22 protein-coding genes are annotated in these 22,047 nt (G+C 63.9%); 13 read left to right on the top strand and 9 right to left on the bottom strand.

Translation table 11 applies throughout. From position 1 onward, the window contains the following. Nucleotide 1 precedes the first annotated feature (1 nt). From JOD97_RS07420 to JOD97_RS07410, 3 genes are read left to right on the top strand one after another with little or no spacing between them, the layout of a single operon-like run. Nucleotides 2-994 (top strand): branched-chain amino acid ABC transporter permease, encoded by a 993-nt coding sequence (locus tag JOD97_RS07420; protein WP_229264218.1) that lies wholly within the window; start codon nt 2-4, stop codon nt 992-994. Further along, nucleotides 991-1,749, top strand: coding sequence for an ABC transporter ATP-binding protein (locus tag JOD97_RS07415; RefSeq protein ID WP_209714745.1), 759 nt, complete (start codon nt 991-993; stop codon nt 1,747-1,749). The genes JOD97_RS07420 and JOD97_RS07415 overlap by 4 nt, the downstream gene beginning before the upstream one ends. Continuing rightward, on the top strand, nt 1,742-2,443 hold the full coding sequence (locus tag JOD97_RS07410; protein ID WP_209714743.1) for an ABC transporter ATP-binding protein: 702 nt from the start codon (nt 1,742-1,744) through the stop codon (nt 2,441-2,443). The genes JOD97_RS07415 and JOD97_RS07410 overlap by 8 nt, the downstream gene beginning before the upstream one ends. 45 nt (nt 2,444-2,488) lie before the next feature. Here JOD97_RS07410 and JOD97_RS07405 read toward each other — a convergent pair whose 3' ends face one another. Both JOD97_RS07405 and JOD97_RS07400 read right to left on the bottom strand, forming a co-directional pair. After that, entirely contained in the window at nt 2,489-2,950 is a 462-nt protein-coding gene (locus JOD97_RS07405; RefSeq protein ID WP_209714741.1) for a cache domain-containing protein, read from the bottom strand. Nucleotides 2,951-3,097: 147 nt separating this feature from the next. Beyond that, nucleotides 3,098-3,601: a MarR family winged helix-turn-helix transcriptional regulator gene (locus tag JOD97_RS07400; RefSeq protein ID WP_209714739.1), complete on the bottom strand. Its 504-nt coding sequence runs from the start codon at nt 3,599-3,601 to the stop codon at nt 3,098-3,100. A 131-nt stretch (nt 3,602-3,732) separates the two neighbouring features. On the opposite strand from JOD97_RS07400, the gene JOD97_RS07395 reads away from it, so the two are divergent. The 3 genes from JOD97_RS07395 to JOD97_RS07385 are packed head-to-tail and all read left to right on the top strand — an operon-like array spanning nt 3,733 to nt 6,948. Beyond that, nucleotides 3,733-4,785, top strand: coding sequence for an aromatic ring-hydroxylating dioxygenase subunit alpha (locus JOD97_RS07395; RefSeq protein WP_209714737.1), 1,053 nt, complete (start codon nt 3,733-3,735; stop codon nt 4,783-4,785). Then, nucleotides 4,782-5,744, top strand: a complete 963-nt coding sequence (locus JOD97_RS07390) for a PDR/VanB family oxidoreductase (RefSeq protein WP_209714735.1) — start codon at nt 4,782-4,784, stop codon at nt 5,742-5,744. The genes JOD97_RS07395 and JOD97_RS07390 overlap by 4 nt, the downstream gene beginning before the upstream one ends. 19 nt (nt 5,745-5,763) lie before the next feature. Next, a complete protein-coding gene (locus JOD97_RS07385) occupies nt 5,764-6,948 on the top strand; it encodes an ABC transporter substrate-binding protein (protein WP_209714733.1) in 1,185 nt (394 codons plus the stop codon). Nucleotides 6,949-6,954: 6 nt separating this feature from the next. Here JOD97_RS07385 and JOD97_RS07380 read toward each other — a convergent pair whose 3' ends face one another. After that, nucleotides 6,955-7,821 (bottom strand): MurR/RpiR family transcriptional regulator, encoded by an 867-nt coding sequence (locus JOD97_RS07380; RefSeq protein ID WP_209714732.1) that lies wholly within the window; start codon nt 7,819-7,821, stop codon nt 6,955-6,957. A 259-nt stretch (nt 7,822-8,080) separates the two neighbouring features. Between JOD97_RS07380 and JOD97_RS07375 the strand changes: the two genes are divergently transcribed. Further along, nucleotides 8,081-9,346: a C4-dicarboxylate transporter DctA gene (locus tag JOD97_RS07375; protein ID WP_209714730.1), complete on the top strand. Its 1,266-nt coding sequence runs from the start codon at nt 8,081-8,083 to the stop codon at nt 9,344-9,346. Next, entirely contained in the window at nt 9,343-10,365 is a 1,023-nt protein-coding gene (locus JOD97_RS07370; protein ID WP_209714729.1) for a porin, read from the top strand. Before JOD97_RS07375 ends, JOD97_RS07370 begins: the two co-directional genes overlap by 4 nt. Nucleotides 10,366-10,453: 88 nt before the next feature. Here JOD97_RS07370 and pcaD read toward each other — a convergent pair whose 3' ends face one another. Genes pcaD through pcaH form a run of 4 tightly spaced genes read right to left on the bottom strand, consistent with a single transcriptional unit; the run spans nt 10,454 to nt 14,350 of the window. Further along, a complete protein-coding gene (pcaD, locus tag JOD97_RS07365; protein WP_209714726.1) occupies nt 10,454-11,719 on the bottom strand; it encodes a 3-oxoadipate enol-lactonase in 1,266 nt (421 codons plus the stop codon). A 7-nt stretch (nt 11,720-11,726) separates the two neighbouring features. Continuing rightward, complete coding sequence (locus JOD97_RS07360) at nt 11,727-13,106, bottom strand: lyase family protein (RefSeq protein WP_209714724.1); 1,380 nt, start codon at nt 13,104-13,106, stop codon at nt 11,727-11,729. A gap of 18 nt (nt 13,107-13,124) precedes the next feature. Continuing rightward, entirely contained in the window at nt 13,125-13,646 is a 522-nt protein-coding gene (locus tag JOD97_RS07355) for a protocatechuate 3,4-dioxygenase (RefSeq protein ID WP_209714722.1), read from the bottom strand. 11 nt (nt 13,647-13,657) lie between these two features. Then, the gene (pcaH, locus tag JOD97_RS07350) at nt 13,658-14,350 is read right to left on the bottom strand and encodes a protocatechuate 3,4-dioxygenase subunit beta (protein ID WP_209714720.1); all 693 of its coding nucleotides are present in this window, start codon (nt 14,348-14,350) and stop codon (nt 13,658-13,660) included. Between the two features lie 182 nt (nt 14,351-14,532). Between pcaH and JOD97_RS07345 the strand changes: the two genes are divergently transcribed. Next, nucleotides 14,533-15,270, top strand: a complete 738-nt coding sequence (locus JOD97_RS07345) for an IclR family transcriptional regulator C-terminal domain-containing protein (RefSeq protein ID WP_229264217.1) — start codon at nt 14,533-14,535, stop codon at nt 15,268-15,270. Here JOD97_RS07345 and JOD97_RS07340 read toward each other — a convergent pair. Next, nucleotides 15,267-16,160: a helix-turn-helix domain-containing protein gene (locus JOD97_RS07340; protein ID WP_209714716.1), complete on the bottom strand. Its 894-nt coding sequence runs from the start codon at nt 16,158-16,160 to the stop codon at nt 15,267-15,269. The two genes, JOD97_RS07345 and JOD97_RS07340, sit on opposite strands and share 4 nt — an antisense overlap. Before the next feature lie 133 nt (nt 16,161-16,293). Between JOD97_RS07340 and JOD97_RS07335 the strand changes: the two genes are divergently transcribed. Together JOD97_RS07335 and JOD97_RS07330 are read left to right on the top strand one after the other, a co-directional pair. Next, complete coding sequence (locus tag JOD97_RS07335) at nt 16,294-17,463, top strand: 4-hydroxybenzoate 3-monooxygenase (protein WP_209714714.1); 1,170 nt, start codon at nt 16,294-16,296, stop codon at nt 17,461-17,463. A 186-nt stretch (nt 17,464-17,649) separates the two neighbouring features. After that, nucleotides 17,650-18,408 (top strand): Crp/Fnr family transcriptional regulator, encoded by a 759-nt coding sequence (locus JOD97_RS07330; protein ID WP_209714712.1) that lies wholly within the window; start codon nt 17,650-17,652, stop codon nt 18,406-18,408. A 23-nt stretch (nt 18,409-18,431) separates the two neighbouring features. Here the strand turns inward: JOD97_RS07330 and JOD97_RS07325 are convergent, their stop codons facing one another. Beyond that, nucleotides 18,432-18,626 carry a hypothetical protein gene (locus tag JOD97_RS07325; protein ID WP_209714710.1) on the bottom strand — a complete coding sequence of 65 codons (195 nt, stop codon included), beginning with the start codon at nt 18,624-18,626 and terminating at the stop codon, nt 18,432-18,434. Between the two features lie 173 nt (nt 18,627-18,799). Here JOD97_RS07325 and JOD97_RS07320 point away from each other — a divergent pair, with 173 nt between their 5' ends. Continuing rightward, complete coding sequence (locus JOD97_RS07320; protein WP_209714708.1) at nt 18,800-21,085, top strand: TonB-dependent receptor; 2,286 nt, start codon at nt 18,800-18,802, stop codon at nt 21,083-21,085. After that, entirely contained in the window at nt 21,085-22,047 is a 963-nt protein-coding gene (locus JOD97_RS07315; protein WP_209714706.1) for a fatty acid desaturase, read from the top strand. Before JOD97_RS07320 ends, JOD97_RS07315 begins: the two co-directional genes overlap by 1 nt.

Genomic DNA, 22,047 nt, shown 5'->3' with positions numbered 1-22,047 from the left:
CATGACGCCACTACAGCAACGCCAACTGAATTTGCCGAACGACCGCTGGAAGCCGTTGGAGATTGTCTTCTGGCTGATGCCGGTGGCCGCGTATTTCTTCTTCCCCGGTTATCTGGTGCTGATCAGCCAGATCATGATCATGGGCCTGTTCGCGCTGTCGCTGGATCTGATCCTCGGTTACGCCGGCATCGTCTCGCTGGGGCACGCAGCCTTCTTCGGGCTGGGCGCCTACACCGCCGGCCTGCTGGCGGTGCATGGTTGGGGCGAGCCGTTGAGCGGCCTGCTGGCCGGCGCGGTGGTGGCGGGCCTGTTCGGCTTCATTACCTCCTTCCTGGTGGTGCGCGGCCAGGATTTGACCCGCTTGATGGTCACCATGGGCATCTGCCTGATGCTGCACGAAGCGGCCAACAAGGCATCCTTCATCACCGGCGGCGTCGATGGCCTGTCCGGCATGATGGTCGGTAAGGTGTTCGGCGTCTTCGAGTTCGACCTGAATGGCACCGTCGCTTTCTGGTACAGCTTTGCGGTGCTGTTCATCCTGTTCGTGGCGCTGCGCCGCGTGGTCAAGTCGCCGTTCGGTCTGAGCCTGATCGGCATCCGCGAGGGCGTGCGCCGCATGCCGTCGCTGGGCGTCAACGTCAATCGCCGCCTGATCGCCATCTTCACCGCCGCCGCCGCCATCGCCGGCGTGGCCGGCGCGCTGCTGGCGCAGACCACGCAGTTCGTCGGCCTCGACGCGCTGGGCTTTCCGCGCTCGGCGGAGCTGTTGATCATGCTGGTGCTGGGCGGGACCGGGCGGCTGTACGGCGCGTTGATCGGCGCCGCCGTGTTCATGGTGGCGCAGGACTATATCGCCGGCCTTAATCCGGCCTACTGGCAGTTCTATATCGGCCTGCTGCTGGTGCTGATCGTGCTGTTCGCGCGCGGCGGCATCCTGGGCGGACTGGAAAAGCTCGCACAGCGTTTCAAACCATCCCGTAAGGAGCAGGCATGAGCCAGGACATCACACTGCGCACCGAGGGCCTGAGCAAGCGCTGGGGCGGATTCATCGCCAACAGCGACGTCACGCTGACCTTCGAGCCCGGCGCGCGCCACGCGCTGATCGGCCCTAACGGCGCCGGAAAAACCACCTTCATCAATCTGCTGACGGGCGGCTTCTTGCCCAGCAGCGGCAAGGTCTATCTGGGCGGCGAGGACATCACCAATCTGCCGCAACACGAGCGGGTACATCGCGGCATGACGCGCACCTTCCAGCTCAACACCCTGTTCGCCGGGATGACGGTGCTGGAATCGGTGGCGCTGGCCATCAGCGAGCGGCGCGGCCTGCAGTCGGTCTGGTACAAGACGGTGGCCAACCACCCCGAGGTCATCGACGAGGCGATGGAGCTGCTGGCGACCTTGAAGCTGACCGACCAGGCCAACAGCATCACCCGCAGCATGGCGTACGGTAAGCAGCGGCTGGTGGAGATCGCGCTGGCGCTGGCGACCAAGCCGCGCATCCTGCTGCTGGACGAGCCGGCGGCCGGCATCCCGTCGGCCGAGAGCAAGGAGCTGTTCGAAGTGCTGGCGCAGCTGCCGCGCGACGTGACGGTGCTGTTTATCGAACACGATATGGGCCTGGTGTTCCGCTTCGCCGACCGCATCACCGTCATGGTGGGCGGCAAGGTGCTGACAGAGGGAACGCCGGAGGAGATCGCGGCGGACCCGCGAGTGAAGGAAGTGTATCTGGGGGAGGCCGAACATGCGTGAGTTACTGGCGCTCGATAAAGTCACCGCCGGCTACGGCGAGTCCATCGTGCTGGAAGACGTGTCGTTTACGATGAATGAAGGCGACAGCCTGGCGCTGTTGGGCCGCAACGGTGTCGGCAAAACCAGCCTGCTGGTGACGCTGATGGGATTGACGCGCCTGCACGGCGGCGGCATACGCTGGGACGGCGGCGACATCGCGCGCATGCCCACGCACAAGCGATCGCGCTCGGGCCTGGGCTGGGTGCCGCAGGAGCGGCATATGTTCCCGTCGCTGACGGTGGAGGAGCATTTGACGGTGGTCGCCCGTCCCGGCGCGTGGAACCTGCAGAAGGTGTATCAAATCTTCCCGCGCCTGTATGAGCGCCGCGCCAACATGGGCAACCAGTTGTCCGGCGGCGAGCAGCAGATGGTGGCCATCGCGCGCGCGCTGATGACCAATCCGCGCATCCTGCTGCTGGACGAGCCGATGGAAGGACTGGCGCCGATCATTGTGCAGGAGCTGGTGCGCGTGATCCGCAAGCTGGTGGAGGAGGAGGGCATGTCGGTGATCGTGGTGGAGCAGCATGCGCGGCTGGCGCTGTCGCTGACCAAGCGCGCCATCGTGCTCGATCGCGGCCGCATCGTACACGACTCGGATAGCGCCAGCCTGCTGGCCGATGGCGACAAGCTCGATCGGCTGGTGTCGGTGGCCTGATTGACGTTTTGCAGGCGCGCCATCGCGGCGCGCCTTTTTTAATTCTTATTTTTTGTAGATGCCCACGCCGACCGTGTATTTGCCGGCCGCCAGGCGTATGTAGGAGGTCTTCGGCTCCAGCGCCTTGGTCACCGGATTGACCCAGGTGTAATCGACCCAGCCCGGTTTGTTCGACATGGCGACATCGAGCATCTCCTTGGTGAAGCGTTTGCCGTTGGCGTCCTTCAGTTCCGACATGTCCTTGCCGTTCATCCTGGGATTGGCGGAGTGGCAGGTCATCTTCATCTTCTCGTCCTGGACGAAGACATACAACTCGCCCTGTATGTACCCTCCCTTGGGATCGGCGAAGTCCTTGCAGGCTTCCTCGGCGCCTTTTTTTTCGATGTTCGCGACCGCCTTGTCGACCAGCGCGATCACGTCCGCCTTGGACGCGTTCTGCGCGAACGCCGGCAGCGCGGCCGCCAACATGAGGGCGGCCAACGAAGGGATGAGTGGTGATGATTTCATGTCGTCTCCTGTATTTTTTGGATTGTTTTCCGGTGTCCCGGTACAGTCCATGTTAGCGCAACGGATGTGCGCTTGGTAGGAGGAAGTGCGGCGGGATAGCAAGATACAACACACTGGAGCGCGGGGCATGAATCGTTTGCCGCGCTGCTAGCGCGCCTCGCGTGCCGAGGGCGGCGTGGCGGCGATGGGCGTCAACGGCGCGCGGCTTTGCTCGTTGTTTTCCTGTACCAGCTTGGTCAGCAGCTCCATGAATTTGAGCTGCTCCTCGCCGGTCAGCGGCGCCAGAAGGCGGCGCCGCAGCCGCTGCGCGCCGGGGATCATATCGTCCAGCAGCTGCTGGCCGGCCCGGGTGATGGTCAGCGCGCGCTGGCGGCGGTTGGTGGGAATCACCTTGCGCTCGAGCAGACCCTTTTCCTCCAGCCGCGCGCAAACGGTGGCGCCGGTCGAGGTGTCGATGCCGCTGATGGACGACAGCGAGACCTGGTCGATGCCGGGATTGCCGGCCAGGTTGCGCAGCATCGCGTACTGCACCGGCGTCAGCTCGCCGCCCATCTCGTCGTAGAAAATCGATACCGATATCTGCTGCGCGCGGCGCAGCAGGTGGCCCGGATGTTCATATAAATTGGTGAGCGTGCTTTCGGTTTCTGGCATGGCGTATTCTCTGCTGGTGCGGCGCAATAAAAAAAGAGTTGGGCCTGGGTGTTTACTTCCGCGTTTTCCGGTCTATACTTTACGACATTCAGTACACTGAATGTTAAGCTGAAAACCTATAAGGAGACAAGATGTATCCAAAAAACACCTGGTATGTGGCTTGCACGCCCGACGAGATCGATGGCAAACCGCTGGGCCGCCAGATTTGCGGCGAAAAGATCGTTTTCTATCGCGGCGCGGAGGGCAAAGTGGCGGCGGTCGAGGATTTCTGTCCGCATCGCGGCGCGCCGCTGTCGCTCGGCTTCGTGCGCGAGGGGCAGCTGGTCTGCGGCTACCACGGCCTGGAGATGGGCTGCGACGGCAAGGTGGTCAGCATGCCCGGCCAGCGCGTGCGCGGCTTCCCCTGCATCCGCAGCTATCCGGTCGAGGAGCGCTATGGCTTCATCTGGGTCTGGACCGGCGACAAGGAACTGGCCGATCCGGCGCTGATCCACCATCTGGAATGGGCCGACAACCCGGAATGGGCTTACGGCGGCGGCATGTATCACATCCACTGCGAATACCGCCTGATGATCGACAACCTGATGGACCTGACGCACGAGACCTATGTGCACGCGTCGAGCATCGGCCAGAAGGAGATCGACGAGGCCCCGGTCACCACCCGCGTCGAGGGCGAGGAAGTCATCACCAGCCGCTATATGGAGAACATCATGGCGCCGCCGTTCTGGCGCGCGGCCCTGCGCGGCAACGGCCTGGCGGACGACGTGCCGGTGGACCGCTGGCAGATCTGCCGCTTCTCCCCGCCGAGCCACGTGATGATCGAAGTGGGCGTGGCGCACGCGGGCAAGGGCGGTTACGACGCCGATCCGAAGTTCAAGGCGTCGAGCATCGTGGTCGACTTCATCACGCCGGAGACGGAAACGTCGCACTGGTACTTCTGGGGCATGGCGCGCAATTTCAAACCGGAAGACAAGGAACTGACGGCGACCATCCGCGAAGGGCAGGGCAAGATCTTCGCCGAGGACCAGCAGATGCTGGAGCTGCAGCAGCAGAACATCCTGCGCCATCCCGACCGCAAGCTGCTGATGTTGAATATCGACGCCGGCGGCGTGCAGTCGCGCCGTCTGCTGGATCAGTGGATGGAAAAGGAGAGCAAGCAAAAGACGCCGGAGCCGCAGGCATGAGCGCCGATCTGCTGAAGGTCCGGGTCGAGCGCCGCGCCAGCGAGGCGGAGGATATCTGCAGTTATGAGCTGGTCAGCGCGGACGGCTCGCCGCTGCCGGCTTTCAGCGCCGGTTCCCATATCGATGTGCACGTGGGGCCGGGGCTGGTGCGCCAGTACTCGCTGTGCAATCCGCCGCACGAAACGCACCGCTATCTGATCGGGGTGCTGCGCGATCCCGCGTCGCGCGGCGGTTCGCAGGGCATGCATGAAAACATCCACTCGGGCGCCACGCTGACCATCAGCGCGCCGAAAAACCACTTCCCGCTGGTGGAGGCCAAACGCAGCCTGCTGCTGGCCGGCGGCATCGGCGTGACGCCGATCCTGGCGATGGCGGAAGCGCTGTCGGCGCAGGGCGCGCCTTTCGAGCTGCACTACTGCGCGCGTTCGCCGGAGCGCACCGCCTTCCGTGAGCGCATCGCCAACTCGCCATTCGCGGCGCAGGCCCACTTCCACTACGATAGCGGCGCGCCGGAACAAAAGCTCGATCTGGCGGCGCTGCTGGCCGGCCTGGATCGGGACACGCATATCTACTTTTGCGGGCCGGGCGGCTTCATCGACCATGTGAAAGCGACGGCCGCCGCGCAAAACTGGCCCGAGGCCCAGCTGCATCTGGAGTATTTCGGCGCGGCCGCCGTCGACACCGGCGGCGACCAGGCCTTCGAAGTCAAGCTGGCATCGAGCGGCGCGAGTTACACTGTTCCCGCCGGCGTCACCGTGATGCAAGTGTTGCGCGACGCCGGCGTGTTCGTGGCGGCTTCCTGCGAGCAGGGCGTGTGCGGCACCTGCCTGACGCGCGTGCTCGAAGGCGTGCCGGATCACCGCGATCTGTATTTGACCGAAGAAGAACAGGCGGCCAACGACCAGTTCACCCCTTGCTGTTCCCGATCCAAAAGCGCGACCCTGCTGCTGGACCTATAAAAAAGAAGAAGGAGACACCATGCCAGAGTTTATCAATACGCATCGCCGTCACATCCTGTTGGGCGCCGCCGCGCTGTCGGCCGGCGTGCTGCCGGCCATCGCCGCCGCCGCGGAACCGCTGAAGGTGGGCTTGATCGTGCCGATGTCCGGGCCGTTCGCCTCCACCGGCCGCCAGATCGAGGCGGCGGTCAAGCTGTTCATGCAGCAGAACGGCGCCACCGTCGCCGGCCGCCAGGTCGAAATCATCCTCAAGGACGATGGCGGGGTGTCGCCGGATGTCACCAAGCGGCTGGCGCAGGAACTGGTCTCGCGCGACAAGGTGCAGGTGCTGGCCGGCTTCGGCCTGACGCCGCTGGCCTTCGCCGCCGCGCCGGTGGCTACGCAGGCCAAGGTGCCGATGATCGTGATGGCCGCCGCGACGTCGGTGATTCCGCAACGCTCGCCGTATATCGTGCGTACCGGATTCACGCTGGCGCAGGTGACCGCGCCGATGGCGCAATGGGCCGCCAAAAACAAGATGAAGACCGTGGTGACCCTGGTGAGCGACTACGGGCCGGGCCTGGATGCGGAAAAGGTGTTCGTCAAGGACTTCAACGAAGGCGGCGGCAAAGTGGTGGAGAGCCTGCGTTCGCCGTTGCGCAATCCGGACTACGCGCCTTTCCTGGCCAAGGTCAAGGACTTGAAGCCGGATGCCCTGTTCGTGTTCGTTCCATCGGGCGAGGGGGCGGCGGTGCTCAAGCAGTTCACCGACCGTGGCTTGGCGGCGGCGGGCATTCGTCTGATCTGCACCGGCGATGTGCTCGACGACGATCTGATGGCGAGCATCGGGCCCGCCGCCGCTGGTGTCGTCAGCAGCCATCATTATTCGGCCGCGCATCCATCGGCGGAGAACAAGGCGTATGTCGAGGCGTTCGGCAAGGCGAACAAGGGAATGCGGCCCAACTTCCATTCGGTTGGCGCGTACGACGGCATGCATCTGCTGTACGAGGCGCTCAAGCAGACGGCCGGCGACAGCAACGGCGACAAGCTGCTGGCGGCGATGAAGGGCATGGCGTGGACCAGCGTGCGCGGTCCCGTCAGCATCGATGCCGGCACGCGCGACATCGTGCAGACGGTTTATATCCGCAAGGCCGAGGCCACGGGCGGCTCGTTCTTCAACGTGGAGTTCGACAAGGTAGAGAAGGTGCGCGATCCGGGCGTCTGACCAGGTTCACAGCTCGTTGAGCTGTGCGTGCAGTTCCTCGATCTTGACCAGGCGCTGGCGGCCGGCCTGGCCGGTCTTGTCGATCAGTTGCGACGCCAGCACGTGGCACAGCGCCATCACCGCCGCATGGTTGTCCAGCGGGGTGGCGCTGGCCGTATCGCACTTCAGCACCCAGTCGGCGCCGAGGTCGCTGTGATTCGATGAATCGGTGATCAGCAAAGTCTTCACGCCGGCGCGGCCCACCGCCGCGATCAAAGGCGCCAATCCCGGCGTGCGCCGGCGCAGGCCGAACACGATGAAAATATCGTTCGGCTGCAAACCCACCAGATACTCCGCCATCGTCTCTCCTGATACCGGAAGTAGATATACGTTGCTGCGAAACTGGATGAACTGCCAGCGCAGATACGCGGCGAAAAAATAGTTGTTTCGTTGGCCGAACACGCGCACCTGGCGCGCCTTGGCGATCGCGGTGCCGACTTCGCCCACCCGCTCCGGCGACATGCCCGCGAAAGTGCGGTGGATGTTTTGCACGCTGGCCGAAATATGCCGGTCGAACGGACCGGCGGCATCCTTCCCGCCCTCGTCGGATTCCCGGCGATCCATCAGATACAGAGGCGAGCCCCAGTCCTTGCCCTCGCGCGCCAGCCGGCGCATCTGGTCGTAATTCTCATACCCCAGCCGATGGACCAGGCGCGTCATCGTCGCGTTGGACACGCCCGCCATGCGGGTCACCTCCGAAGCCGAGTAGCTGGCCAGTTGGCCGGGTGACTCCAGTATGACATTGGCGAGGCGTTTTTCCGCCTGCGGCAACTGGTCCATATGCTGCTTGATGCTGGTCGAGAGGCTGTCTGTGAAAGGAGTTTTTTTTGTCATTGATCGCATTCCAGGGAAAAGCGCGTAAGGATCATCCACCGCAGCGCCAATATACACCGCCGCGGCGTTTGCGGTTGTCGGCGGAATGCGACTACTCGCCGTCTATTTCGATGCAAGGGACAGGAAAATGTTGACGCTGCATGAAAAAGCATTTTCAATGAATTGAGCGGTGAAAAAATATTATCGTGAATGGCTTAGCCTCAAAAAAAGAAACCAAATGTAGTTTTGTGCGCGTCGGATAACCAGGGAGGGATCAGTAATGCGGTTTTTCAAATCACTGTTTGGCCAGATCGTTGTGGCGATGTGCGCTGGCATATTGCTGGCGGTGTTATACCCGGACATCGGCCTCAGTCTCAAGCCGCTGGGCGATGGCTTCATCAAATTGATCAAGATGATCGTTCCGATGATCGTGTTCTGCGTCGTGGTGCAGGGCATCCACGGTGCCGGGGAACTGCGCAAGGTGGGACGGGTGGGCTTGAAGGCCCTGATCTATTTTGAAGTCGTCACGACGATCGCGCTGTTGCTCGGTATCGTGCTGGCGTACGTGTTCCACCCGGGAGCGGGCATGAACATCGACGCGTCCACGCTCGATGCGAGTTCGTTGAGCGGCTACGTCGACAACGCCAACGCGGTGCGCAAGACCGGCCTGGCCGAATTCATGCTCAAGCTGATTCCCACCACCGTGGTCAGCGCCTTCACGTCGGGCGACGTGTTGCAGGTGTTGCTGTTCTCGGTGATATTCGGCTGCGCGCTGTCGCTGATCGGCGATAAGGCGCAGCCGGTGGCAACGCTGATCGACAGCCTGGCCACCGCGTTCTTCAAGTGCATGTCGTTCATCATCAAGCTGGCGCCGCTGGGCGTGTTTGGCGCGATCGCATTCACGGTCGGTAAATACGGTATCGGCTCGCTCAAGCAGCTGGCGATGCTGGTGTTGCTGTTCTATGGCGCGGTGATCGTGTTCGTGTTTGTCATTCTCGGCGCGATTCTGCGGGCGGCCGGGTTCAACATCTTCAAACTGGTCGGCTACCTGCGCGAGGAGCTGCTGATCGTGCTGGGGACCGCGTCGTCGGACAGCGTGCTGCCGCAGGTGATGCGCAAACTGAGGTACATGGGCATCAAGGATTCCACCGTGGGGCTGGTGATCCCCACAGGTTATTCGTTCAATCTGGATGCGTTCTCGATCTACCTGACGCTGGCCGCCGTCTTCATCGCGCAAGCCACCAACACGCCGCTGGCGATTGGCGACCTGCTGTCCATCCTGGCGATCGCGCTGATCACCTCCAAGGGCGCGCACGGCGTGCCCGGTTCGGCCATCGTGATTCTGGCGGCCACGCTGACGGCCATGCCGACGATTCCGGTGGTGGGCCTGGTGCTGGTGCTGTCGGTGGACTGGTTCATTGGCATCGCGCGCGCCGCAGGCAATTTAATGGGCAACTGCGTGGCCACGGTGGTGGTGGCGGTGTGGGAGAAGGATATCGATCGCGAGCAGGCGCACCTGGTTTTAAACGGGAAGGGTAAAGCATGAAGAAATCGTTTTTAGCGCTGGCGATGCTGGCAACGGGCGGCGCGGCGCAAGCCCAGTCGGCGGTGACGGTGTATGGCAACATCGATCTCGGTGTGTCGAAGAAGACCGGCGGCGCGCTCACCGAGGGCAGGCGCGATAACAACCGGCTCGGTTTCAAGGGCGTCGAGGATCTGGGTAATGGCCTGAAGGCCTTGTTCCAGCTGGAGATCCGCTACGATCCGGACGTCGGCACGGTTGAGGGGGTATCGCGGCCGCTGTTCCAGGGCCAGAGCCGCGTGGGTCTTCAGGGCGATTTCGGCACGCTGCGGGTCGGGCGCGGGTTGACCGCCTATCAGGACTCGAATGTGGCGTTCGAGCCGTTTCGCGGTACGCCCAGCACCGCCGGTTTTGAAACCGACTTGATGGTGGCGGGTTATAACAGCCAGCCGCTCGATCCGGCCGGTTCGTCGGCCAACCGTTTCTCCAATGCGGTGTTTTACAATTCGCCGCAGGTGGCGGGATTGCAGCTCAATGTCACCGTCGCCACCAAGGAGGCCAACGGCAACCCCGCCTTGATCGGACGTGGCACGGCGGCGGCTCCGCAATACGCGGCCAACGCGCCGTTGACGAGCAATCCGTATTCGGCGACGCTGGTGTACAAGGCGGGGATGTTCGGTGCGATGCTGGCGTCCGAGCGCAATGCCGCCGAGACCCGTTTGTGGTCGGTGGCCGCTTCCGTGCAGCCACGGCGCGATCTGAAGTTGATGGCTTCTTATCAAAGCCAGGACCAGGATCATACGGTGGCCGTCAATTCCGTTACGAAGGCGTGGGTGGTGGGGGCGAATCTGGATATCGGTCCCGGAACGCTGCTCGCCGGCTATGGCCGCAAGACGCCCGATGGCGCCGTGCCGACCAAGCAGATAGGGGTGGGTTACGAATACAACCTGTCCACGCGGACGTTCCTGTACGCGGACGCCTCACAACGCAAGGCCGCGACGTCGATCAACTTCTACGGCGTAGGGATACACCACCGCTTTTAGGGAGGGTATTGAATACGTGAGGCACGTAGGGCGGATTAGGCGGAACGCCGTAATCCGCCATGTGTGATTCATCGGCGGCCCATGGCGATCATAGCTCCGCGATGAACGACCGCACCGCCTTGCTAAAGCCCTGCGGCTGCTCGACATAGCTCAGGTGCGACGCTTGTTGTAGCACCTCCAGCCTTGCTCCGGCTATACCATCCACCAGCGTTTGCGACATCTCGATCGGCGTTCCCTGATCCAGCTCCCCCGCGATCACCAGCGTCGGCGCTTGTATCCCTCTCAGTCGCGCCGTCGTATCGACCGTGCCGACGGCGTTGCAGCAGCCAGTGTAGCCTACCGGGTCGGTCGACACCACCCGGCGCCGGAAGCGCGCCACCGTCGCCGCGTGATCAGCCCTGAACCCTTCATGGAAGTAGCGGCCCATGACCGCATCCGCTATCGCTTCGATGCCGCCCTCGCGCACCGTGGCGATACGCTGCTCCCAAGCCTCGCGCGCCGCTTGCGGATAGCCGGACGTGGTGTTGGCCAGCACCAGCGCGCGCACCAGCGCCGGATGGCGCAGCGCCAGCTCCTGGCCGACCATGCCGCCCATCGACAAGCCCACCCACACCACCGGTCCGGTATCGAGCTCGCGCAGCAGCGCCGCCGCGTCGTCCGCCAGATCGGCCATGGTGTACGCGCCCGGCGGCGACTCCGAGGCGCCATGGCCCCGATGGTCGTAGGCGATCACGCGGCTGTCCTCCGCAAGTTGATTCGCCAGCCCGTCCCACATGGTCAGGTCGCAGCCGATGGCGTGGCTCAGCACCACGGTGTGGCGCGGCGCCTTGCCGTTGCGCGGCTCGCGCACCGTGTAGTGCAGCGACGGACGGGATTTTTCGCCACGGCTTTCGCGGCCCACGCCGGGGTGGCTGGCATCGGCGGGAGCCGCCGGTTCCAGCTCGTAGCCGATCTGCGGGCCGACTTCGCGCAGGATCGCCAGCGCGTGCGTGAAGGCGGTGTTCGCCGCCGGCACGCCGGCGTAGATGGCCGACTGGATCAATACTTCTTTTAGTTCATCCGGCGTCAGGCGATTTGCTTCGTCGCCCAGCAGCGCGGCGCGCACGTGCAGGTCGAATTCCTCCCAGCGGCCCAGCGCGATGGTGATGGAGAGGACGATGGCACGCCGGGTTTTCTGCTCCAGGCCCGGGCGGCCCCAGATCTCGTTCCACGCGAAGCGCGTGATCAGGTTCTGGAAATCGGCGTTGAAATTGTTGGCGTTGCCGAGGGAACGCTCCACCCACGCGTCGCCGAGGATGGCGCGGCGGTTGCCGAGGCCACGTTCGAAGTCGTGGTCGATGGGATCGTAGCTCATGGTGTCTTCACTTTTGGTTGAGCGAGGCGATATCGCCGCGCAGGCTTTGCAGCTGTTGTTGCGCAAGCCGGTGGGCGGGCGCGGTGGCGGCGACCGGATCGAACAGCGAACGCAGATGGGCCGTGTCGACGTGGGCGCGCAGCGTGTCGTCCCGCCGCACCGCTTCTTCGAGTACATCCGCCAGGTGGCGATCGCTGGCGAGCGCCTCGCCCGTCATCTTCTCCAGCAGCGTGTGCGCCGCCTGCTTGCCGATGGCGGCGGCCAGGTAGGCCGATGCCGCCTCGGCGAACACCAGTCCTTGCAGCGCGTCGATATTGCGCAGCATGCGCGCGCTGTCGATCCGCAGACCGGCGAAGGCGTCGTTGAGCGCCTGCAGCGCGCCATGGGCGCTCAGGAACAGGCCGGGCCACTCGGCGAGTTCGGCCTGCCAGTTACCCAGGCCCCGCTCATGCTGCTGGCCCATGCTGGCCAATAGCGCGGCCGCGTGCTGCGGCGTTCTGGTGGCGGCGGCCAGCGCGATCATCGCCGATACCGGATTGCGCTTGTGCGGCATGGCCGACGATCCCCCGCGCCCATTGCCGGAGGGCTCGGCCAATTCGGCGATCTCGCCTTGCGCCATCAGGCTGAGGTCCGTGGCCAGCTTGCCCAGGCTTCCGGACAGCACCGCCACTTCCAGGCCCAGACGCACCCACTCGTCGCGCTGCGTGTGCCACGCCGCGTCGGCCACTTTGAGCTTGAGCGCGGCGGCGACCCGGCCGGCGACCGCCGGGCCTTGCTCTCCCATCACCGCCAGCGTGCCGACGGCGCCGCCCAATTGCAGCTGCAGCGCGCGCGACGCGCCCTCGCGCAGGCGCAGGCGCGCGCGTACGAGGGGCGCCAGCCAGCCGGTGAGCTTGAAGCCGAAGCTGGTCACCTGCGCCGGTTGCATCAAGGTGCGTGCCAGCACCGGCGTGGCCAGATGGCGTTCCGCCAGTTCCAGCAGGTGACCGGTCAGGTCGTGCAGGCCGTCGTCCAGCAGTTGCAGCGCGTCGCGCGTGGCCAGCACCATCGCCGTGTCGATCACGTCCTGGCTGGTGCCGCCCCAGTGCACCTTGCCGGCGGCTTCGGCGTCGTACAGCGCCACGGTCTTGGTCAGCTCCTTGACCAGCGGGATGGCCAGGCTGCCGGCGCGGCGGCCGGCGCTGATGATGGCGGGGATGTCATACAGCTGGGCGTTGCACACGCCGGCGATGGCGCGCGCGGCCGATTGCTCCATCATGCCCTCATCGGCCTGCGCCTGCGCCAGCGCCTCCTCGAAGCGGAACATCGCCTGCACGATGGCCGCGTCGTCAAACACGGCGATCATGTCGCTGGTGGTCAGGAAGCTGTCGAAAATCGATACACTCACTGTTGCTCCATTTCTGGTTCAAACATAGTCGAAGAAGGCGGTTTCGCGCGCGCCCTGCAGGTGGATGTTCCAGCTGTACTGGCCATCGGCGGTTTTGGCCGCGATCAGGGTGGGGCGGCGCGCCGCCGGGATTTGCTCAAGTATCGCCGATTCGGCCAGTCCCGCGTCGTCTTCCAGGAAAACGGCGGTGAACTGGTGTTTGACCAGGCCGCGCGCGAACACGGTGATGTAAGCGAACGGCTGGCCCGGAGGTTGCGCGCTGGCGGACAGGCGCAGCGTGAACTCGCCCTGGTCGCCGCTAGGCACGCGGCGGAAGCCGGCGAGCGCTTGCGACGCTTCGGCTTCGGCGGCGGCGGGCTGCCAGGCTTCGATCTGGGCGTCGTTGATCGGCAAGCCGTCGCCGTCGTGGATGGTGCCGCTGATGGTGATGCCGTTGGCCGGTGCGGCGGCGTCGCTAAGGTCCACCGCCCACTGCCACGCCTCGTGCGAGAACGGGCCGATGGTCTGCGAGGTGGTGATCGGTTTTGCGGAATTGGTCATGTCGGTTCCTCTCAGATGCCGGTTGGGGTGGCGTTGCGGCCGCGCAGCACGATGTCGAATTCATAGCCCAGCATCTGGTCGCCGACCGTGTGCTCAAGGCTGAAGCGGGAAATCAAACGCTGTCGCGCGGCCAGGTCCGGAATGCTCTGGAAGATCGGGTCGTAGTCGAACAGCGGGTCGCTGGGGAAGTACATCTGCGTGACCAACCGCTGCGCGTAGACGTTCCCGAACAGCGAGAAGTGGATGTGGGCCGGGCGCCATGCCTTGTCGTGATTTCCCCATGGGTACGGGCCCGGTTTGATGGTGACGAAGCGATAGCGGCCGTCGTCGTCGGTCATCATCTTGCCCCAGCCGTTGAAGTTGGGGTCGAGCGGCGCGTTGTGCTGGTCGCGCTTGTGGCGATAGCGGCCGGCCGCGTTGCACTGCCAGACTTCCAGCAGCGAGTTGCGCACCGGTTTGCCGTCTTCGTCGACGACGCGGCCGGTGACGACGATTTTCTCGCCCAGCGGTTCCGACTCGCCCTGCGCGGTCAGGTCCATATCGTTCGGCAGCAGGATGCGCGGCGACGGCGCGATATTTTGCGTCGCCGGCACCGGCGCGACGATGCGCAGCGCCGGTTGCTCGGGGCCGCGTTTGAGGGTGGATTTGTAGGATGGATAAATCAGCTCCGGATAGACGCCGGGCGCGATAGCATCGAATTTCACTGCTGGTCTCCTGAGGTTGTGCCTTGGTTGTAGTGCTGTCGATGGTACGAAAGCGGACGCGCCATCACAAGCCGTCCGCCGCGTGCTATATTCGCTATACGCACAATTTGTGCGCATATCGCCCAAATTCCCCGTTTTTCTACATCATGAGCACTGGAATCGACCCTCCCGCCAAGCGAGATATGATCGCCGGCCTCGAAAAAGGCCTGCAAGTGATCGAAGCGTTCGACCAGGAGCGCAGCCGCCTGAGTATCGCCGAGGTGGCCGAGCGCACCGGCCTGACGCGGGCGGCGGCGCGCCGCTACCTGATCACGCTCACGCATCTGGGCTATATGCGGCACGAGAACAAGCTGTTTTCGTTGACGCCGATGGTGCTGCGGCTCGGCCAATCCTATCTGCATTCGGCGCGGCTTCCGCGTCTGGCGCAGCCGCTGTTGTACCGGCTCGCGTATTCGGTGGGGGAGGCGGCATCGGCCGGTGTGCTCGATCACGACCAACTGGTGTGCGTGGCCGCCGTCAGCGCCGGCCAGCTGGTATCGGCGACGCTGCAGCCGGGGACGCGGGTGCCCGCGTGGTGCACGGCGAATGGCCGCATGCTGCTGGCCAGCCTGCCGCCGGATCAACTGGAGAGTTTTCTGGCCCGTGTGCGGCTGGAGCAGATCACCGAGCATACGATCGTCAGCAAGGAGCGTCTGGCGCTGGAGATCGCGCGCGCCCGGGCCCAGGGGTACGCGCTGGTGGACCAGGAGCTGGAGCTGGGGCTGCGCACGATGGCCGTCCCGCTGAAGAATTTTCGCGGCGAGGTGGTGGCGGCGATGAACATCAGCGTCCACGCGGCCCGCATGCCGCTCGATCAAATGGTGGAGCGCTGCCTGCCGGCGCTGATCAAGATGCAGGTGGAGCTGAACGCCTTGCTTTAGTCGGACTTGCGGAATTGCTTGGGCGTGAGCCCCATGCGCTTCTTGAACAGGCGGCTGAAATAGGCCGGGTCCTGGAACCCCAGTTCATACGCGATGCTGGCGATGCTGGCCGGGACGTAGGTCAGCTTGCGGCATGCCTCCAGCATCAGCCGGTCCTGGGTGATGTCGAACGCCGATTTGCCGGACAACTTGAGGCACAGGCGGTTGAGGCGTACCGGCGACGCCTTGAGCACATCGGCATACTGGCCGACCTGCCACTGCTCCTTGAAATGCTGCTCCACCTCCGCCCTGAAGCGGCTAAAGAGTTCGAAGTCGCTGCGTCCCGACTGGTCGGCGAAGCGGTGGTCGGCCTGCACCCGCACCAGCAGCAGCAGGGCGGCGCGCGCCAGCCACTCCAGCATCAGCGTGTGGCCGTATTGCGGCCAGGCCGCTTCCGCCAGCAGCTGCTGCAGCAGCGCCTCCAGGCGCGCGCGCACCTCCGGCAGGTCCGCGAGGTCGATCGCCAGCGGTTCGACAAACAGCGTGGAAAACAAATCGCCCTGGTCGTCGGCGGCGGAGAAAATCACGTTCTGGTCCACCGTCAGCACGTAGCCGTGCGCCTCCGGCGAGAAGTCGAAGCCATGCACCACCGACGGGTGGATGGTGAGCACCACCGGGCCGCGCCGCTCCCATCGCGTGTCGTTGACGCTGGCGCGCACTTCGCCACCGAATAAAAAAAGTACCTGAAACATCCCCGGATGGGTGTGGTTGTCGATATGCCAGTCATGCCTGCGGCTGCGGGTTTCGATCAGCTCTATATGGACGAATTCAGCGTTTTCCGTGCGGGTTTGCTCCCCGTAGAGGGCAAACTTGGGGATGTCGGCGTATGCTTCTTTGGCTGGTGATGGCATGGTGTGGAATCCGGTGTTTGTCGAAATAGTACAAGTTTTATGCCGTTTCATCCATTTTTTTTACGCCGTGGCGGCGCTACGATGGCGTCACAGATGCAGCCATGCCGCATTCATAACCACATCGGAGACAACCATGCGTACCCAAGTAGCCATCATCGGCGCCGGCCCGGCCGGCCTGCTGTTATCCCACCTGCTGCACCTCGACGGCATCGAGTCGATCGTCATTGAAACCCGCTCGCGGGCCGACATCGAGGCGACCATCCGCGCCGGCGTGCTGGAACAGGGCACGATGGATATCCTGACCGAGTCCGGCGTCGGTGAGCGCATGCGCGGGCAAGGCGCGCTGCATCACGGCTTCGAACTCGCTTTCGGCGGCAAGCGCCATCGTATCGACCTGACCGGCCTGACCGGCAAGGCGATCACCGTCTATCCGCAGCATGAGGTCATCAAGGACCTGGTGGCGGCGCGCCTGGCGGCGGACGGCCAGATCCTGTTCGAGGTGAGCGAGGTGGCGCTGCACGGCGTGGACACGCAAACGCCGTCGGCCACCTTCATGCATGGCGGGGAGGCCCGCAGCATCGAGGCGGACTTCGTGATCGGCTGCGATGGCTATCATGGCGTCAGCCGCCCGGCCATGCCGGCGCAGGAGCAGCGCAAGAACTTCCAGCGCATCTATCCATTCGGCTGGTTCGGCATCCTGGTCGAATCGGCGCCGTCGTCCGAGGAATTGATCTACGCGCAGCACGACCGCGGCTTCGCGCTGGTGAGCACGCGCTCGCCGACGGTGCAGCGGCTGTACTTCCAGTGCGATCCCACCGACCATGTCGACAACTGGTCGGATGACCAGATCTGGTCCGAGCTGCACGCGCGGCTGGAAAACCACGACGGCTGGAGGCTCAAGGAGGGCAGGATCTTCCAGAAAAATATCATCGGCATGCGCAGCTTCGTGTCGACGCCGATGCAGGCCGGCCGGCTGTTCCTGGCCGGCGACTCGGCGCACATCGTGCCGCCCACCGGCGCCAAAGGCATGAACCTGGCCGTCTCCGATGTCAAGCTGCTGGCGCGCGGATTGGAGCAGTTCTACCGCCAGGGCAGCGAGGAGCGCCTTGCAAGCTACAGCGACGATGCGCTCAAGCGGATCTGGCGCGCCGAGTACTTCTCGTGGACGATGACGCGGCTGCTGCACACCTTCGCCGAGGCGACGCCGTTCGAGCGCGAGATGCAGCGCGCGGAATTGGAGAATATCGTCACCTCGCGCGCGATGGCGACCGCGCTGGCGGAAAATTATGTCGGGGCGTTTTAACAATCCACTGGGCGCGACGTAGGAATACAAGAGACATTGCGTAGGACTGGGATGACAAAGTGCTATGTTCCCAGCCTACATATGCCTCCTACGCGCTCCTATGAGCTAGCGCACATAGCGGGGATATAGTGTATCCATCAGGTCGGCAACGACCATCGGAATAAAACACACTATAAGAGGCTCGCCATGCAACAAGCTACTCACACCACCGTCTCCGCCAACGCAGTGATCGCGATGCAGTCAGTCAGCCAGGCCGCCGCCGCGTCGCCGGCCATCAGCATCATCGGCGCCCAGCAGAACGAACTGCTGCGGGCCCTGTCGCGTGAGGAGCTGGTTAGCCTGTTCAACCACCTGGAGCTGGTGCCGCTGACCGCCGGTAAACACCTGTTCGACTTCGGCGACAAAATGGAATACGCCTTCTTCCCAACCAACGCCATCGTCTCGCTGCAGTACGTGACCGAGGACGGCGGCGCGACCGAGATCGCGGTGGTCGGACGCGAAGGCGTAGTTGGCGTGTCGATGTACGAAACCGAACGCGCAAACTGCTCGGCGGTGGTGCAGAGCGCCGGCTACGGCTACCGCATCAAATCGGCCGTGCTGCGCGAAGCCTTCTTCAGCGGTGGCGCCCTGGCGCAGCAACTGATGCGCCATACCAGCGCGCTGTTCGCCCAGTTGGCGCAAACGGTGGCCGGCGTCCGCCACGGCAGCATCGAGCAGCGCCTGTGCCGCTGGCTGCTGGAACGCCTGGACCGCTCCACCTCCAACGAATTGAAAGTGACGCAGGAGATGATCGCCAATATGCTGGGCGTGCGCCGCGAAAGCATCACCTGCTCGGCGGGCAAACTGCAGGAAGAAGGCTTGATCGAATACCGTCGCGGCACCGTCACGGTTCTGGACCGCGCGGGTATGGAACGCCGCGCCGGCGGTTGCTACGTCGCCGCCTGAGTCCTCACCGCTTCAAACCTCTCTTAATGCAGATACCTTGGCGCTTGCTGGAGCTGTTCCAGCTTGCGCTGCACCAGGCAGTACCAAGCCATCGCCCATCGGGACGCAACCATCGATTCCTCCACCGTCGGCGCGGACATGGTCCGCTGCACAGCCATCATCTGACGATGCAGTGCGCGGGCGGCGGGCGTATGTTTGGGGGCTTTTGAAGTATCCATGGGTCTTATTGTGGCCCCGTCCGCGCATCGCGGCTGTACGGTGGACCACGTTGGCGCTAAGCCACTTTTCTTCTAATTTTCTTCTAACCTAACGCGTTTATCTTCCTTTCCCGGCCTTTTCCGGGTCTATATACTGTTTTCTCATGGTATAGGCCGCTTAATAAGGAAAAATGATGGGGAAGAGGGAGTATCGGGTCGCTGCGGCGTTGTCGTTTGGTGCGATGGCGGCGGCGCATGCGCAGGTGGCGACGCAAGAGATAGCGCCGGATGGCGACGGCGAGCGGATCGAAAAAGTGCGGGTCACGGCGACACGAGCGGCCGGCGCGGTCGATGTCCAGCAGGTGCCGGCGGCGATCACGGTGCTCAAACCGGACAATCTGACCAGATACGGGGTCGGTAACCTGACCGACATCGCCGCCCTGGTGCCGGCGATGTCGGTGCAGGAGCAGGGGCCGGGCATCAACAACATCACCATGCGCGGGCTGGTCGTGCGGGGCATCGTCCCGTCCGAGGTGCAGGATGCGTCGCTGGTCGCGGTGTATGTCGATGATATGCCGGTGACGCTGAAGTCCTCCAATCCCGATCTCAAGGTGTTGGACCTGGAGCGCATCGAAGTGCTGCAAGGGCCGCAGGGAACCTTGTTCGGCGCCGGTGCGATGGCGGGCGCGGTGCGCCAGATCACCCAGAAACCGGACCTGAACGATGTATTCGGGTCGGTGGAGGCGGTCGGCTCCAGCACTTCCAAATTCGGCGGCGCCAATCACAATCTGCGCGGGATGGTCAACCTGCCGCTGAAAAACGACGTGTTGGGACTGCGCTTGACCGCCTACACCGGCAACGACTCGGGCTACATCCGCAATCAGTACAACGGCGCCATCACCAACGCCGTCTCCACTAACCAGGGACGGGCCGCGTTGCGGTTGAAGGCCTCGCGCGATCTGGTGATCGACGCCAGCGTCACCGCCTCCAACGTCAAGGCGGGCGTCAACGACGCTTATGGCGATCTGGCGCCTTACACCACCTTTGCCTTGATCCCGCAGACCAGCAACGACAAATTGCAGTTGTATAACGTGGGCGTCAACTACGACCTGGGTGGCGCGCAACTGGTTTCGTCGACCTCCTACCTGCATCGCGACACGCTGTACGTGACGTCGGCCCAGTATCCGGCGACCGCGTTCATCTTTGGCGGAAAAAATCCGCTGATGCAGGCCGCTTACACGATCGGTAACAAGGTCGAGGACTTCGCGCAGGAATTGCGCGTCAACTCCAAGGGCGAAGGCCCGTTGAAGTGGACCGCCGGTGCCTTTTTCGAGTCGGGCAAGCGCAACACGCGGCAGGATGAGCCGACCGTCGGCTTCGACGCGCGCTTCGCCGAGACCCGTGGCTTCCCGGGCTATAACTCTCAGACCAACGAGCTGGCTTTCAATCCGGACGATTTCTTTTCGGGGGCGCAGAACATCAAGTCGCGCCAGGCCGCATTGTTCGCCGAAGCGACGTACACCGTCTGGGACAAGCTGGATCTAACGGCCGGCGTGCGGCTGTTCCGGGGCACGCAGGATTTCGATTTGCGTTTTAGCGGCTTGTTCGGTAATCTGGTCGGCGCCACGCCGGCCGCGCCGGTCGGACAGCCCACCGTCAGCGACAGCAGCGCCACGTCGAAGGGCGCCAATCCGCGCTTTGTCGCCGCCTACCGGCTCGATCCGGACCACAACCTGTACGCATCGGCGGGCAAGGGCTTCCGCTATGGCGGCAATAACCAGCCGGTGCCTTTCAACTTCTGCGGCATCAACGCGCCGACCACCCTTGCGCCGGACAGCTTGTGGAACTACGAAGTCGGATCGAAGAACACACTGCTCGACCACCGCATGACCTTCAACGCCAGCGCCTATGTGATCGAATGGAAGGACGTACAGGTCTTCAACCGCCTGCCATGCACGTATTACTTCACCCAAAACGCCGGCAAGATCCGCAGCGAAGGGCTGGAGCTGGAAACCGCCTTCAAATTGACGCGGCGCGCGTCGGTCGGTGTCAGCGCTGCCTACAACCACGCCTACGCCACCCGCACTGTTGTCACCGGCATCGCGGCGCAGAACATCCCGGAAGGCAGCCGTGTGCCCTATGCGCCGCGCTTGTCGGCCACCGCCACCGCCAGCTACAGCATCCCGGTGCGCGGCACGGACGAAGTGGGTATCGCCGCCAGCTATGCGTACCGGGGTGACGCCTACACCAACTTCGCGCCGGAGCAGGGTGGGTATGCGCGCATTCCGTCGTCGAACACCGTCAACGCCACGGTGACGTACAAGACCGGCGCGTACGAGGTTGGCCTGTTCGGCACCAACCTGACCAACGGCGCCAAGGTTAGCGATGTCGTACCGAACACCATCGCCATCCAGCCGGGCAATCTGGTGTACATGGCGCGTCCCCGTACCGTGGGCCTGCGCGTTAAAGCGAGATTCTGATGTTGAAGCAGCGGCCCTCCGACTATATCGATGCGCGGCAGCGTGGCGAGGTGGCCGCCGAGCGTGGCCGCCTGCTGTGGTTGGGTGAGTGGCCGACTTGGTTGCTGATCGCCGTCATCCACGGCGGCTGGCTGCTGACGCTTGCGTATTGGCGCGAGATCGGCGCGTTGGGCGCCACGCTGCTGATGATTTGGTGGTGCGCGTGGTACATGTCGCTGCAGCATGAGCTGATACACGGCCATCCCACCCGCTGGCCGGCGGTGAACCGCTTGTTCGGCTATCTGCCGCTGGCGGTCTGGTATCCGTATGGTTTGTACCGGGACAGCCATCTGCGTCACCACAATGACTTCCATTTGACGATGCCGGCGCTGGACACCGAGAGCAATTACGTCTCGCCCGCGCGCTGGGCGGACATGGGCAAGGCGGTGAGGGCGCTGCACTGGTTTAACAAGACCCTCTGGGGCCGTATGCTGGTCGGGCCGGCGCTCGCCGTCACCGGCGCCTGGGCCGAGGCGGTGCGCGAGCCGCTGCGTGGCGACTGGCGCAATGTGCCGATGTGGCTGACCCACATCGCCATGCTGGGGGCGCTGTTGTGGTGGGTGCGGTCGGCGTTCGGCGTGGAGCCGATTTATTATCTGCTGGTGATCTCGTATCCGGCCCAATCGCTGGCGATGGTGCGCTCGTACTACGAGCATCGTCCGGCGGCCGATCACAAGCAGCGCATCGTGCTCAATGAAGCCGGCTTTGTTTGGCGGGTGCTGTTCCTCAATAATAATCTGCATCTGGTCCATCACGACCTGCCTTCGCTGCCGTGGTATCTGCTGCCGCGCGTCTACAAGGCGCGGCGACTGGCCTACAATACGCGCAGTGGCGGCTTTCATGTCCAGGGATACGGACGGTTGATGCGCCGTTTCGGTTTCGGCGCGATCGATGCGCCGGTTCACCCTCACATGCCGGATTAG

Source organism: Duganella sp. 1411, from assembly GCF_017833525.1.
Classification (GTDB): Bacteria; Pseudomonadota; Gammaproteobacteria; order Burkholderiales; family Burkholderiaceae_D; genus Rugamonas.
The sequence above is the reverse complement of the archived record's forward strand: the minus strand, read 5'-3'. Positions and strand labels throughout refer to the sequence as shown.

Coding starts and splice junctions, on each gene's coding strand:
- JOD97_RS07420 (WP_229264218.1), top strand. CDS start 2: ATGACGCCACTACAGCAACGCCAACTGAATTTGCCGAACGACCGCTGG.
- JOD97_RS07320 (WP_209714708.1), top strand. CDS start 18,800: ATGGGGAAGAGGGAGTATCGGGTCGCTGCGGCGTTGTCGTTTGGTGCG.
- JOD97_RS07405 (WP_209714741.1), bottom strand. CDS start 2,950: ATGAAATCATCACCACTCATCCCTTCGTTGGCCGCCCTCATGTTGGCG.
- JOD97_RS07370 (WP_209714729.1), top strand. CDS start 9,343: ATGAAGAAATCGTTTTTAGCGCTGGCGATGCTGGCAACGGGCGGCGCG.
- pcaD (WP_209714726.1), bottom strand. CDS start 11,719: ATGAGCTACGATCCCATCGACCACGACTTCGAACGTGGCCTCGGCAAC.
- JOD97_RS07385 (WP_209714733.1), top strand. CDS start 5,764: ATGCCAGAGTTTATCAATACGCATCGCCGTCACATCCTGTTGGGCGCC.
- JOD97_RS07335 (WP_209714714.1), top strand. CDS start 16,294: ATGCGTACCCAAGTAGCCATCATCGGCGCCGGCCCGGCCGGCCTGCTG.
- JOD97_RS07330 (WP_209714712.1), top strand. CDS start 17,650: ATGCAACAAGCTACTCACACCACCGTCTCCGCCAACGCAGTGATCGCG.
- JOD97_RS07355 (WP_209714722.1), bottom strand. CDS start 13,646: ATGACCAATTCCGCAAAACCGATCACCACCTCGCAGACCATCGGCCCG.
- JOD97_RS07325 (WP_209714710.1), bottom strand. CDS start 18,626: ATGGATACTTCAAAAGCCCCCAAACATACGCCCGCCGCCCGCGCACTG.
- JOD97_RS07340 (WP_209714716.1), bottom strand. CDS start 16,160: ATGCCATCACCAGCCAAAGAAGCATACGCCGACATCCCCAAGTTTGCC.
- JOD97_RS07400 (WP_209714739.1), bottom strand. CDS start 3,601: ATGCCAGAAACCGAAAGCACGCTCACCAATTTATATGAACATCCGGGC.
- JOD97_RS07410 (WP_209714743.1), top strand. CDS start 1,742: ATGCGTGAGTTACTGGCGCTCGATAAAGTCACCGCCGGCTACGGCGAG.
- JOD97_RS07415 (WP_209714745.1), top strand. CDS start 991: ATGAGCCAGGACATCACACTGCGCACCGAGGGCCTGAGCAAGCGCTGG.
- JOD97_RS07380 (WP_209714732.1), bottom strand. CDS start 7,821: ATGACAAAAAAAACTCCTTTCACAGACAGCCTCTCGACCAGCATCAAG.
- JOD97_RS07375 (WP_209714730.1), top strand. CDS start 8,081: ATGCGGTTTTTCAAATCACTGTTTGGCCAGATCGTTGTGGCGATGTGC.
- JOD97_RS07345 (WP_229264217.1), top strand. CDS start 14,533: ATGATCGCCGGCCTCGAAAAAGGCCTGCAAGTGATCGAAGCGTTCGAC.
- JOD97_RS07390 (WP_209714735.1), top strand. CDS start 4,782: ATGAGCGCCGATCTGCTGAAGGTCCGGGTCGAGCGCCGCGCCAGCGAG.
- JOD97_RS07395 (WP_209714737.1), top strand. CDS start 3,733: ATGTATCCAAAAAACACCTGGTATGTGGCTTGCACGCCCGACGAGATC.
- JOD97_RS07315 (WP_209714706.1), top strand. CDS start 21,085: ATGTTGAAGCAGCGGCCCTCCGACTATATCGATGCGCGGCAGCGTGGC.